Here is a 12,641-nt window from a genome sequence, read left to right on the forward strand (position 1 = left end):
AGTTGTTAAAAAACCGTCAAGTTCAAAACGAGACGGTTTTTTTATGCAATATCCTTTTACTATTTTCGTCATTGCAAATTCAAAAGATCGTTCACAACTTAGTCGGATATTTTATTTCATTGAATCGTAAACTATTCTTTTTCGCTTTGTTCGATTGCCTTTGCCTTAGCATTTTTTTTCAACTCAACGACTTCAACCTTTATTGCAACTGCATATCCGTTTGGGATTATTTTATTACCATGAGCATTAGCATACACTTTAGTGAATTCTGCACCAAAATACAGTATGATCGCTGAGTAATAGACCCAAATTAAAATAATAACTACAGATCCTGCAGCACCATAAACTGTAGCCACAGTGGAACTTCCCAAGTAAAAACCAATTCCAAATTTACCGATCATAAAGAAAAATGAAGTAAAACTCGATCCTATAAGCGCATCTTTCCAATCAATATCGCCATCGGGCAAGGTTTTGAAAATAATAGCAAATAAAATTGTAGTGGTTAAAAACAAGATGATGATATTAAAAATATAAAATATGTAAACTGTTGTATTGGGAAAATAAACAAGTAAGCGCGTATTAATAACATCCATTACTGTATTTACCATTAAACTCACCATTAGTAAAAACCCAACAGAAGCTATCATAGAAAATGACATCAATCGGTTTTTGATAAACTTCATAATGCCTTTATTGGGTTTGGCTTTTAAACCCCAAATAAAATTAATCGAACTTTGTATTTCTGCAAAGACACCTGAGGCACCTATTAAAAGCATAATTCCCCCAAAAATAGCAGCAAAGGTATTACTATCGCTTAGTTCGATATTCTTGATTGTTTCTTGAATTTGAATCGCTGCTTGATTCCCAACCATACCATTAATTTGTCCGAAAAATCGACCTGTAACCGCTTCTCTACCGAAGAAAAAACTAAAAATAGAAAGAATTATAATTAATAATGGCGGAAGAGAAAAGATAGTATAATAGGAAAGTGATGCACTTAATTTTATGGCATTATCGTCATCAAATTCGTGATAGGTACGTTTTAAAAGAGTCCAAGTAGTTAAGGCAATTTCTTTATGTTTCATTTTACAAATCTGAGATTTAGGATAAACCTATTTATCTGGATAATCTAATGTTTAAAAACAACATAAAGCTATATCCATTAATGCATAGGTTGAAGAATTAAAATTACAAAGTTATTTAATACCAATAAAAAATGTAATTTATATAATTCCTACATTTTGTTATGATTCACATAAAAATCTAATTATCTACAATTCAAAAAGTCTTATCTTTGAAATAAAACCTACTATGAAAAAATTAGTTGTACTATTCGGAATTGTTTTGGCTGTTTTAATTGGTTGTAAGACTGGTACTATACTAAGTAATGATAAAATAGTAGTAGTTGTTTTCGAACCAAAAAGCAATAGCACCGTTATTGGTACCGCTACCTTCATTGAAAATGATGGTTTTGTTACCATGGTTGCAAAACTTAAAGGATTAACTCCAGGAGTTCACGCCATACACATTCATGAAAAATCAGATTGTACTGCAGCAGATGGTAGTTCAGCGGGAGGTCATTGGAATCCAACTTTCAAGAAACACGGAAAATTAGGTGAAGGCGAAGCACATAAAGGCGATATTGGTAATTTTACGGCTGATTCAAAAGGTAATGGTTCGATCACATTTACAACAAGTGAATGGGGAATTAGTTCTGCAGATGAAACCAAAAATATTATTGGTAAAGGATTAATTGTGCATCAGGGCGCAGATGATTATGTTTCACAACCAGCAGGAAATGCAGGAGCTAGAGTTGCTTGTTCTGCATTAATACGATAATGTTTAAATCCGTTCAAATAGCCGTCTCTTAATACTAACGAGATGGTTTTTTAATTTTAAATTCAACGTGAAAACCATAAAAAAATATAGCTTTGTACCTTTAAAGAAAAGTAATGATTAACCCCTCGGCATCTGGTTGGATTGATAAATTTTTTAATGAACAAAAACCTTTAGAAAAAACGTTTCCTAAAACTACAGATACTTTTTATCAAAAACTTAGAGAAACAGGTTTTATATATGGTCATATCATTTCATTTGATACTGCAAATGCGGTTGAAACCAAAGGTTGGTTCAAAGAAGAAATTTCTAAAGTGGCACTGTTAAATACTTTATATGGAATTTTTTGTATTACTTGTGATGATAGTAGTCCGGAAAATTTCATTAAGCAAGTCGTAAACTTTTACAACCAAATGAATCCTGAAGGTTTCAGTTTGTTAAAAAAAATTCTTCCAAAAAATTCTATTTCTTTAACTTTAGAAAAAATAATTGACGAGCGCGTTCAAACAAACGATGGTATAATTAGCAAAAATTTTTCCCATTTAGTAACTAACGCACTACTATTTATAGATGTTTTGGCTTTTCGACAGTACTTATTGAATGGCGCAATACCCGAAAAATATTTAAAAAAAATTGAAGAAACTATTGTCAATATTGTTACACTAGCTCTAAAAATTAAATCTGAAAAATCGCAATACGATGATTTATTGATTAAACTTTTTGAGGCATCCATTCGGTACAGTAAATTCTCGAGAATCTCATTACCAAGTTTGGAAACGCTGCAACTCGATTATTTTACGCATGAATTGGAACATTATTATTTTGTAGATATTGCCGGAATGGCATTATGGAGCGATGGAAAAATCGAAAATAATGAAGCTTACTTTTTACATTCTCTTGCTGACATTATTTCAGTTCCAGATGCCTTTGTAAAAGAAAGTATCCTAAGTACAGATGCGTTTATTGCAAAACATAAAAAAGAGATTCCTTATTTCAATTATTCGAATCCCGTAAAGCATTTTTACGATCACACGACCCAAAGTGTAGCAACACTAGTAAGTCGTAACAAAAATCGCTTACTTAAGGAAATAATGCAAAGCAAAGAGTTGATGGTACTTTTGGCCCATTCTACGCTTAGAGATCTAGATGAAAAAGAAAAGAAAAAAGTAAAAAAACAACTCTTAGAAATTTGTAAAACCATTCCTTCACTTACTATTTTTTTGCTTCCAGGCGGCAGTTTATTGCTTCCTATTTTAATTAAATTTATTCCAACTCTACTTCCTTCTGCTTTTAATGAAAATTTAGAAGAATAAAATCCCTTTACAATACTTCAACGAAGCGAGTGCATAGTTTTTTCCTTGCATTAAAAAAATACCATCAAAGTATCTTTTACTTTACGAAGGATTTGACTAATTAAAAGCACGAATTTTATAAACTTACTCCCGTTTTATTAAGCGATTCCTTTTTGTGAAGAAGGATCTTATATCCTATTTTTAAAAAAACAACTTCTTTTAAACACTCATTGATTAATAGCATTTTCTTTAAAATTTAGAAGTGAAAATAAAATTTTAGCTGCTTTTTATAATCTAACATTTGAAGCATCTTTATGTTTTACTAGGCTAAAAGAATACTAAAAATCACTCAAAGCTTGAACTTCAAGTATTTTATTAAAGGCTGTGTTCAATCCAAAATTTTTTAAAGAATTACTGTTTTATTATTAATTAATATTTTTTATGTTTTTCATTAAATATATAAATAAAAATTTATTAATTAAAAATTCCAAATTTGCACCATCAACTTATAAAACAAAAACATGACTCGAATTACAGTAGCAAAAGGAGACGGTATTGGTCCTGAAATCATGGATGCAACTCTTAGAATAATTTTGGCAGCTGGTGCTCAATTAGAAATTGATGAAATAGAAGTAGGAGAAAAAGTTTATTTATCCGGCAATACATCTGGTATCACTTCAGAATCTTGGGACATTATTAGAACTAACAAAATTTTTCTAAAAGCACCCATTACAACTCCTCAAGGTGGAGGTTACAAAAGCTTAAATGTAACTACCAGAAAATTCCTTGGACTCTATTCTAATGTAAGACCCTGTATGAGTTTACATCCCTTTGTTGAGACTAAACATCCTAAAATGGATATCGTGATTATCCGCGAAAATGAAGAAGACTTGTATGCAGGTATCGAGCACCAACAAACGGACGAAGTAATTCAATGTTTAAAATTGATCAGTAGACCTGGTTGTGAAAAAATTGTACGCTATGCATTTGAATATGCCAAAGTGTATGGTAGAAAAAAAGTGACCTGCTTTACAAAGGACAACATCATGAAGCAAACTGACGGATTGTTTCACCAAGTTTTTGATGAAATTGCCTTGGAATATCCCGAAATAGAAAATGAACATTGGATTATCGATATTGGTGCAGCAAAAATGGCAGATACTCCAGAAATTTTTGATGTCATCGTTACACTAAATCTATATGGTGACATTCTTTCTGATATTGCGGCACAAATAGCAGGATCCGTAGGATTAGCAGGATCTGCTAATATTGGTGAAGAATGTGCAATGTTTGAGGCCATTCATGGTTCGGCGCCGAGACGTGCAGGTCAAAACTTAGCAAACCCATCCGGATTATTAGAAGGTGCAGTGATGATGCTTAATCATATTGGACAAACAGTAATAGCAGAAAAAGTACAAAACGCTTGGTTAAAAACTATCGAAGACGGAATTCATACCTACGATATTTATAATGAAGGCATTAGTAAAGAGAAAGTAGGAACAAAAGAATTTGCTGAGGCTGTTATTTCAAATTTAGATAAAAAGCCATCGCAATTAAAATCAGTATCATATGCAAAAGACGCTGTTTTAAATCTACCGAAGTATGTAAAAAAACCAGCTAAAAACAAAGAATTAGTTGGCATAGACATTTTTGTTCACTGGAATGGAACAGATCCGAATGAATTGGCAGCTATCATGCAAAGCATCAATTTAGAAAATAAGCACTTAACAATGATCACAAATCGTGGGATTAAAGTGTGGCCTGATGGATTTAATGAAACCTATTGCACAGACCATTGGCGTTGCAGATTCAAACCATCACAAGACAAAATTCTCTGCAAAGAAGACATTATTAATTTGTTATCTCTTGCGATAGAAGCTAAAATAGATGTAATAAAAACAGAAAACTTATATGAATTTGATGGGAAATCGGGCTATTCATTAGGTCAAGGCCAATAGGAAAAAAGATGAGAGAGAACAATAATTTAAATTTAATTTCTAACAAACGCTTAACTTTTTCGCTAGTAATTTCTTTGGTAGCACTTTGTGTGACCTTTTTTGACAATTCTATACTGAACAATGGAATTTTAGGAATTTGCGTTTTTATTAGCACTTATAGCATTATGAAACTTCAAAAAAAATAAATATGGAACAAGATCAAAATTTTAAATTAATAGATGGAATTTTCACTGCTGAAGAAGCAGAAAAAGTTCTTACAACTTTACTAAATTACAAAATCGATTATCATAACAGAGAGGATTTCAGCAACCACATTCGGTTTAATCAAAGCATCGAGCATTCTAAAAAACGAATCCAAGAACTCAATAGTACTAAAGATGATATTAAAAAAATGATTCAAGAATCGAAAAAAGAAGGATACAATCTAATTATAAATAGTAACATTACCATCCGTTTAGAGAAATAATATGTTTACAGGGAGAAAGCTTCTTATTGCTACCAAACATCAGAAGGAGATGACAATAGCGCCTATTCTTGAAAAAGAATTGGCAGTTAAATGCTATACTTCTGATGTTTTTGATACTGATTTACTAGGTACTTTTTCTGGAGAATTACAAAGAAAAGATGATGCATTGACTACATTAAGAAATAAGTGCATTGGTGCATCGATTGCAAATAATTGTGATTTAATACTCGCTAGTGAAGGATCTTTTGGCGCGCATCCTTCGATTTTTTTTGCAAATGCAAATGTTGAATTAGTAATGCTTAAAGATTTTAAAGATGATATTGAAATTGTAGCACGAGAAATCAGCATGGAAACCAATTTTAATGGAAAAACAATAACTTCTGAATATGAATTACTAGCGTTTGCAGAACAAATACAATTTCCCTCTCATGGTATCATATTGCGTCCCGCTGAAAAAGTGTACACAAAAATGCACAAAGGAATTGTAACTCATGAGCTATTGCTTCAGCATTATAGGGAATTAAAAGCTGAGTTTGTCTCCGTTTATGCAGAAACCGATATGAGAGCACTATTCAATCCTACACGGATGAAAGTAATCGAAAAAGCTACACAAAATCTAATTGAAAAAATAAAACACTTATGTCCTAATTGCAGTACACCTGGATTTGATATTGTTACAGCACAAGCTGGCTTGCCCTGCGAAAATTGCTCCTTGCCCACTCGATCTACTTTAAGTTATTTGTATCAATGTAAAAAATGCAATCATACCGAAAATAAATTGTATCCACGCGGAATTCAATTTGAAGATCCTACCTATTGCGACAATTGTAATCCTTAATTTATGATACACATTACAACCGATATATTAAAAGCCAAACAAATTCTTGAAAATGAAGAATTAGTGGCAATCCCTACAGAAACCGTCTATGGCTTAGCGGGAAATATTTATAGTGAAAAAGCCATTCAAAAAATATTTGAAACAAAAAAAAGACCCTTATTTAATCCCTTAATTGTACACATTGCTTCTACAGATAAGCTAAAAGAAATAGCATCAGAAATACCTGAAAAAGCACAACAATTGGCAGATTCATTCTGGCCTGGTTCCTTAACATTGGTCTTAAAAAAGAATGCTCATATTCCTGATAGTATTACTGCTGGAAAAGATACTGTAGCAGTTCGTGTGCCCAATCATGATTTAACTTTAAAACTGTTACGGTCATTAGATTTTCCTCTGGCAGCACCAAGTGCAAATCCTTTTGGATCGATTAGTCCTACAACTGCTGAACACGTAGCAAACTACTTTCCTCTTGATTTAGAACTGGTTCTACAAGGTGGTGCTTGTAAAAATGGTATTGAATCAACCATTATTGGTTTTGAAAATAATGAAGCGGTATTGTATCGTTTAGGTTCTATTTCAATAGAAGAAATTGAGAGAGTAATAGGGCCTATTCAAATAAGAAACAACAAAGAAAGTGCACCCAATGCGCCTGGAATGCTCTCACGACATTATGCTCCAAAGACAAAAACAATACTTGTTGATGATGCTGAATTAGAATTGAAAAAATATCCAAATGCAAAAGTTGGCCTCTTAGTATTTCAAGATACTATAACCAATTTACAACATGTTGTGACCGAGGTCCTTTCAAAAAAAGGAGATTTAAAAGAGGCAACTGCTCATTTATATGCTGCAATGCACCGACTAGACAACCAAAAATTAGACTTAATTATTGCCCAACGATTTCCTGATACAGAACTGGGAACATCAATTAATGATCGCCTAGAACGCGCAACTAAAAAATAATTCCAAATGAATATTGATTTACTACTTGAAAACCTTACCAATCCAGCTTTATTATTTTTTCTGTTGGGCGTTATAGCTGTTAAACTAAAAAGCGATTTAGAAATACCTCCAAATTCCTCAAAATTTATTTCACTTTATTTACTTTTTTCAATAGGGTTTAAAGGTGGGCAAGAATTAGCACACAGTCATTTTACACTCGAAATCGTCTGGTCTGTCATCTTTGGGGTGCTTATTGCCATCATTATTCCGGTATATTGTTTTTTTATCTTACGCAGAAAGTTCAATATTTTTGATTCTGGAGCAATAGCAGCGGCATATGGATCCGTAAGTGCCGTAACTTTTGTGACGGCTGCGTCCTTTTTAGAAATTCAACACTTAAAATTCAGCGGACACATGGTTGCCGTTATGGCCTTAATGGAAGCACCAGCTATCATTGTAGGAGTTATTCTAATTCGAATGTTCGACAAAAAACAAGAGTCAAAAACGTCTTTGGGATCTCTGATCCAACATTCCTTTACAAACGGAAGTGTACTTTTGATCTTAGGAAGTTTAATAATAGGTATGCTAGCAAGTGATGAACAAGCACTTGGAATTAAACCTTTTACGAATGATTTATTCAAGGGATTTCTAGCCATATTCCTTTTAGACATGGGAATTGTAAGCGGCCGAAAACTTGGCGATTTTGTAAAAAGTGGTTGGTTTGCCGTAATCTTTGCTCTGGCAATACCTTTGTTCAACGGTTGTTTAGTCGCATTTGCAAGCCAATTGGTAACTACTGACATTGGTAACCGATTTATACTGGCCATTCTTGCTGCTAGTGCCTCTTATATTGCGGTTCCAGCGGCAATGAAAATTGCCGTTCCTAAAGCAAATCCAGGTTTGTTCCTACCAATGGCCTTAGCAGTAACTTTTCCCTTTAATATTACTTTAGGAATGCCAATTTATATTTCGATAATAATGTATTGCTAATTTTAGTTAGAGAATTTTAGTCTGTACACTTCGTCTAACTCTGAATTTGATCCCATGTTAACCCCTAAATCAGTTACATATCCTGAGTTTAAACCATAAGTCCAACCGTGAAGCGTAAGATCTTGTCCGTTTCTCCAAGCATTTTGAACAATAGATGTTTTGGCTAAATCGAATACTTGCTCTTGCGCATTCACTTCAACAAATTTATTGAAACGTTCCTCTTCATCTTCGAAAGTATTTAAATAGTGTTCGTGTAATCGATACACATCTTTGATATGTCTTATCCAGTTATCAATTAATCCTATCGATTGATTGCCCATGGCGGCTTTGACACCACCACATCCATAATGTCCGCAAACAATAACATGTTTTACTTTTAAAACATTTACTGCATAGTCCAAAACACTCAACATGTTCATATCGCTATGAATAACCATATTAGCAATGTTTCTGTGAACAAAAACTTCTCCAGGTTTTGCGCCAATAATTTCATTTGCAGGAACACGACTATCAGAACATCCAATCCAAAGCAATGGGGGTTGCTGTCCTTTAGCCAAATCCTTGAAATACTCTTTATCAATTGCCAATTGAGATTCAACCCAAAGCTTGTTGTTGTCTAATATTTTTTTATAAAAATCTGAACTCATATTATCTTTATTTTCTAATTATTTTTTTCGATTACTTTCTTTTCTATTTTTCTTTTAAGTGGATTGTAAACATGTTCAATTGTTATTGCGTTTTGATATCCTTCGGAATTTTCAATATCATAACCATCTTTAAAACCAGATAATTTTACTTTCAAATTTAAATCTTTTGCTTTAATTTCTTTAAATTCGGTAATCAAATCTAAAACATCGTGCGAAATATAAACTGTTGAACTTGCATTTATTTCTACTTTTGAATTTTGTGGAATTTTATTCAATGTATCTTTAATTGCTGCTTTATTTAAAAATGAAACTTCCTGCGCAAGATCTATTTTTATAACATCGCCGTCTCGATAGTCTTCGATATTAAAATTATAGGCTCTTTTTGAATTTCCAATTAAAATAAAAATAATATTAATTATCATTCCTAGCGCTACACCTCTTAGCAAATCAGTAGCAACTACAGCAACAAAAGTAGCAATAAAAGGTATAAATTGATATATTTTATCTTTTTTCCAAAAATGGATAATTGTTTTAGGATTGGCTAATTTATAACCAACTAGAAGTAGTACGGCAGCCAAAGTTGCTAATGGTATTCGATTCAAAACTGCGGGGATTGCCAACACACTTACCAGTAAGAGAACACCATGAATAATAGCAGACATCTTCGACTTTGCTCCAGCTGCATTATTTGCAGTTGTTCTTACTACAACTGATGTCATAGGCAATCCACCTAGAAGTGAACTAATTATATTACCAATTCCCTGCGCTTTTAGCTCTACATTAGTATTGGAATATCGCTTCAAGGCGTCCATTCTGTCTGATGCTTCAATACACAATAACGTTTCAATTGATGCCACAATTGCAATGGTAACACCTACAATCCAAACCTTTGAATTGGTAATAGCATAAAAATTTGGTGTGACAATTATATTTTTAAACTCTTGCAAATTTGTTGGAACTGGCAATCGCACTAGATGCTCGCTGGCAATTGCCAAAGTACTTCCAGATTGTATGAAAAATTCATTCAACACGATGCTTACAACCACTGCAACTAGAGCAGGTGGAACCAATTTAATTTTTTGTAAAAACTTAACTTTATTCCAAAAAATCAAAATCACTAACGAAATGAGAGCTATCAGTATAGAACCCAATTGTACATGGTTTACAATATTAAATATTTCAGAAAACGTATTTTTACCATCAGGCTGTGCAAATGACAAATCCCCAATAAAATCTGGATCGTAACCAAAAGCATGCGGGATTTGTTTCAAAATTATAATAACACCAATACCTGCCAGCATCCCTTCAATTACATTGTTTGGAAAGTAATTGGAAATACTACCCGCTTTTAAATATCCCAATGCTAATTGAATAGCACCAGCTATTAAAACTGCTAACAAAAAAGAGTCAAAAGAACCCAATTCAGTAATTGCTGTTAGGACAATTGCTGTTAAGCCTGCTGCAGGTCCCGAAACACTAATATGGGATTGGCTCAAATAGCCAACAACAATACCACCAACAATACCCGAAATAACACCAGCCAATGGTGGCGCACCGCTGGCCAAAGCGATGCCAAGACAGAGCGGCAACGCTACTAGAAATACTACTAAACCTGATGCGAAATCAGATTTTAGATTAGCAAAAAGATTAACTTTTTTTGTCATAATACCTAACTAAAAATTGAATACAAAATGTTGCACATACTATTGTGCTGGAATTCGTTATGAAGAATACAAGAAACTGTATTACAATGCGTTAGGCGGAGGTATAAATATGGATTCACTTATTTTATCATGTTTGGATAACTTCTCCGAAAGTATGATCGTTGATAACGCTTCTGAGATAGTATGAACATGCAAAAAATGTTCTAGTGAAACTGCTGCTATAATTTCTTTGTGAAAATGTTCTTCCTCAGACATATTGAAAAAAACAGAAATATCCGAACTTTTCTCAATCACAGTAACTATTGTTGGTGTGGTGAGAAAGGCAATAAAAAGAATTAAGAATATTTTTGCAACTGTTTTCATTGTCGCAAAAATATATAAAATGTGTTAAACAAAAATACACACAAGTGTAAATTTTTTAAATAATTAACACTGTAAAAATACTTTTATTGAATTATTAGAGATACAAATGCTCTCTATTTACTACAAACTTTCTTCAAGCCATGCCTGCATCATCCAAATTGTTTTTTCTTGTTCTGATATAAAATCACCCATCATAGAATTAGTACCTTCATCATGAATAGCTGCTGATTGCGCTAAAATGGTTCTTTCAATTTTTAACAAATGAGTCAATGACGTAACAATTAAGTGTACCGCTTTTTCATCGTTTGATATATTTTTACCCACAATCAACTGATTTTTATTTAAGTAATCTTCAAAGGTATGTAGCGGTGTTCCACCAACAGTAAGAACTCTTTCGGCAATTAAATCAATTTTTATCTGGGCATCAGTGTATAACTCTTCGAATTTTACATGTAAATCAAAAAATCTTTTGCCTCTAATATTCCAATGAATTCCTCTTAAATTTTGATAATACACTTGAAAATTTGATAACAAAATGTTTAATTCATTGCCAATCAATTCTGATTCCTTTACGGGTAACCCTAAGATATTAGTTTTCATAGTTTTATATTTCAACAAAAATATACAATTAAACTACCGTTATAGAGTACCTTAAATTGATTGTTTTTATATTTGCATTAGATATTACTATAAAAAATGACAATCACTCAACTAAAATATGTTTTGGCGGTAGCCGAACACAAAAATTTCACATTGGCTGCTGAGAAATGTTTTGTAACTCAACCTACTTTGAGTATGCAAATTCAAAAAATAGAAGAAGAATTAAGTATTCAGATCTTTGACAGAACCAAAAAACCAATTCAATTAACTGACATAGGTCAAAAAATTGTAAATCAGGCAAAAAATATCGTTATCGAAGCTGATCGCATTCAAGATATTGTAGAACAGCAAAAAGGATTTATTGGTGGTGAATTTAGATTAGGTATAATTCCTACAATAATGCCTACGCTATTGCCCATGTTTTTGACTAATTTTATCAAAAAATATCCCAAAGTAAAACTCATTATCGAGGAATTGAATACCGACGAAATTATTGTAAAACTAAACAATGGCCATTTGGATGCAGCCATTGCTGCAACGCCTTTATTGGAAGATAAAATAAAGGAAGTCGTTTTGTACTACGAACCTTTTGTGGCATACATTCCAGAAAGTCATCATCATTTTCAAAAAGAAGAAATCGAAATAGAAGATCTCAACATAGATGAAATTTTGTTGTTGCAAGACGGACATTGCTTTCGCGATGGAATTTTAAATCTATGTAAAAACGTGAGTAAAAATGAAACCAGTCGCTTTCAGATTGAAAGCGGAAGTTTTGAAACACTTATAAAATTGGCAGACGAAGGTTTAGGAACTACACTGTTACCCTATTTACATACATTAGATCTAAAAGAGAAAGACAAATTAAAACTACGTCACTTTAAGGAACCAAAACCTGCAAGAGAAATAAGTCTTGTTTTTCCAAAAAGCGAATTAAAAATTCAGATTATTGATGCGCTACGGAGTACAATAGCTGGTGTTGTAAAAGGTGCAATTGTATTTCAGAATGTTCAAATAATAAGTTCACTACCTAACAAATAAAAAAAGG

The 12,641-nt window shown here is 32.6% G+C and carries 13 protein-coding genes; 8 read left to right on the plus strand and 5 right to left on the minus strand.

Annotated features, from left to right (window positions below; translation table 11 throughout):
* Positions 1-131: 131 nt before the first annotated feature.
* On the minus strand, positions 132-1,085 hold the full coding sequence (locus tag AC061C_RS06280; protein ID WP_478290452.1) for a YihY/virulence factor BrkB family protein: 954 nt from the start codon (positions 1,083-1,085) through the stop codon (positions 132-134).
* A gap of 226 nt (positions 1,086-1,311) precedes the next feature.
* On the opposite strand from AC061C_RS06280, the gene AC061C_RS06285 reads away from it, so the two are divergent.
* The 7 genes from AC061C_RS06285 to AC061C_RS06315 all read left to right on the plus strand — a co-directional run bounded on the left by AC061C_RS06285 (position 1,312) and on the right by AC061C_RS06315 (position 8,322).
* Positions 1,312-1,839, plus strand: coding sequence for a superoxide dismutase family protein (locus tag AC061C_RS06285; RefSeq protein ID WP_478290453.1), 528 nt, complete (start codon positions 1,312-1,314; stop codon positions 1,837-1,839).
* Between the two features lie 113 nt (positions 1,840-1,952).
* Positions 1,953-3,149: an LETM1-related biofilm-associated protein gene (locus AC061C_RS06290; RefSeq protein ID WP_478290454.1), complete on the plus strand. Its 1,197-nt coding sequence runs from the start codon at positions 1,953-1,955 to the stop codon at positions 3,147-3,149.
* Between the two features lie 500 nt (positions 3,150-3,649).
* Positions 3,650-5,086 carry an NADP-dependent isocitrate dehydrogenase gene (locus tag AC061C_RS06295; RefSeq protein WP_478290455.1) on the plus strand — a complete coding sequence of 479 codons (1,437 nt, stop codon included), beginning with the start codon at positions 3,650-3,652 and terminating at the stop codon, positions 5,084-5,086.
* Positions 5,087-5,273: 187 nt separating this feature from the next.
* On the plus strand, positions 5,274-5,552 hold the full coding sequence (locus AC061C_RS06300; protein WP_478290456.1) for a hypothetical protein: 279 nt from the start codon (positions 5,274-5,276) through the stop codon (positions 5,550-5,552).
* 49 nt (positions 5,553-5,601) lie between these two features.
* Entirely contained in the window at positions 5,602-6,390 is a 789-nt protein-coding gene (locus AC061C_RS06305; protein ID WP_478290457.1) for a DUF6671 family protein, read from the plus strand.
* 3 nt (positions 6,391-6,393) lie between these two features.
* Entirely contained in the window at positions 6,394-7,353 is a 960-nt protein-coding gene (locus AC061C_RS06310; RefSeq protein ID WP_478290458.1) for an L-threonylcarbamoyladenylate synthase, read from the plus strand.
* 6 nt (positions 7,354-7,359) lie between these two features.
* On the plus strand, positions 7,360-8,322 hold the full coding sequence (locus AC061C_RS06315) for a sodium-dependent bicarbonate transport family permease (RefSeq protein ID WP_417943376.1): 963 nt from the start codon (positions 7,360-7,362) through the stop codon (positions 8,320-8,322).
* 2 nt (positions 8,323-8,324) lie between these two features.
* Here the strand turns inward: AC061C_RS06315 and can are convergent, their stop codons facing one another.
* The 4 genes from can to AC061C_RS06335 all read right to left on the minus strand — a co-directional run bounded on the left by can (position 8,325) and on the right by AC061C_RS06335 (position 11,596).
* The gene (can, locus tag AC061C_RS06320) at positions 8,325-8,969 is read right to left on the minus strand and encodes a carbonate dehydratase (RefSeq protein WP_417943377.1); all 645 of its coding nucleotides are present in this window, start codon (positions 8,967-8,969) and stop codon (positions 8,325-8,327) included.
* A 14-nt stretch (positions 8,970-8,983) separates the two neighbouring features.
* Positions 8,984-10,633, minus strand: a complete 1,650-nt coding sequence (locus AC061C_RS06325) for a SulP family inorganic anion transporter (RefSeq protein ID WP_478290459.1) — start codon at positions 10,631-10,633, stop codon at positions 8,984-8,986.
* Positions 10,634-10,714: 81 nt separating this feature from the next.
* Positions 10,715-10,996, minus strand: coding sequence for a hypothetical protein (locus tag AC061C_RS06330; RefSeq protein ID WP_478290460.1), 282 nt, complete (start codon positions 10,994-10,996; stop codon positions 10,715-10,717).
* Positions 10,997-11,116: 120 nt separating this feature from the next.
* Complete coding sequence (locus AC061C_RS06335; RefSeq protein ID WP_309758827.1) at positions 11,117-11,596, minus strand: Dps family protein; 480 nt, start codon at positions 11,594-11,596, stop codon at positions 11,117-11,119.
* Between the two features lie 96 nt (positions 11,597-11,692).
* Here AC061C_RS06335 and AC061C_RS06340 point away from each other — a divergent pair, with 96 nt between their 5' ends.
* Complete coding sequence (locus tag AC061C_RS06340; protein WP_478290461.1) at positions 11,693-12,634, plus strand: LysR substrate-binding domain-containing protein; 942 nt, start codon at positions 11,693-11,695, stop codon at positions 12,632-12,634.
* Positions 12,635-12,641 lie beyond the last annotated feature (7 nt).

The organism is Flavobacterium sp. GNP010, assembly GCF_056428945.1.

Coding starts and splice junctions, on each gene's coding strand:
- AC061C_RS06280 (WP_478290452.1), bottom strand. CDS start 1,085: ATGAAACATAAAGAAATTGCCTTAACTACTTGGACTCTTTTAAAACGT.
- AC061C_RS06285 (WP_478290453.1), top strand. CDS start 1,312: ATGAAAAAATTAGTTGTACTATTCGGAATTGTTTTGGCTGTTTTAATT.
- AC061C_RS06290 (WP_478290454.1), top strand. CDS start 1,953: ATGATTAACCCCTCGGCATCTGGTTGGATTGATAAATTTTTTAATGAA.
- AC061C_RS06295 (WP_478290455.1), top strand. CDS start 3,650: ATGACTCGAATTACAGTAGCAAAAGGAGACGGTATTGGTCCTGAAATC.
- AC061C_RS06300 (WP_478290456.1), top strand. CDS start 5,274: ATGGAACAAGATCAAAATTTTAAATTAATAGATGGAATTTTCACTGCT.
- AC061C_RS06305 (WP_478290457.1), top strand. CDS start 5,602: ATGACAATAGCGCCTATTCTTGAAAAAGAATTGGCAGTTAAATGCTAT.
- AC061C_RS06310 (WP_478290458.1), top strand. CDS start 6,394: ATGATACACATTACAACCGATATATTAAAAGCCAAACAAATTCTTGAA.
- AC061C_RS06315 (WP_417943376.1), top strand. CDS start 7,360: ATGAATATTGATTTACTACTTGAAAACCTTACCAATCCAGCTTTATTA.
- can (WP_417943377.1), bottom strand. CDS start 8,969: ATGAGTTCAGATTTTTATAAAAAAATATTAGACAACAACAAGCTTTGG.
- AC061C_RS06325 (WP_478290459.1), bottom strand. CDS start 10,633: ATGACAAAAAAAGTTAATCTTTTTGCTAATCTAAAATCTGATTTCGCA.
- AC061C_RS06330 (WP_478290460.1), bottom strand. CDS start 10,996: ATGAAAACAGTTGCAAAAATATTCTTAATTCTTTTTATTGCCTTTCTC.
- AC061C_RS06335 (WP_309758827.1), bottom strand. CDS start 11,596: ATGAAAACTAATATCTTAGGGTTACCCGTAAAGGAATCAGAATTGATT.
- AC061C_RS06340 (WP_478290461.1), top strand. CDS start 11,693: ATGACAATCACTCAACTAAAATATGTTTTGGCGGTAGCCGAACACAAA.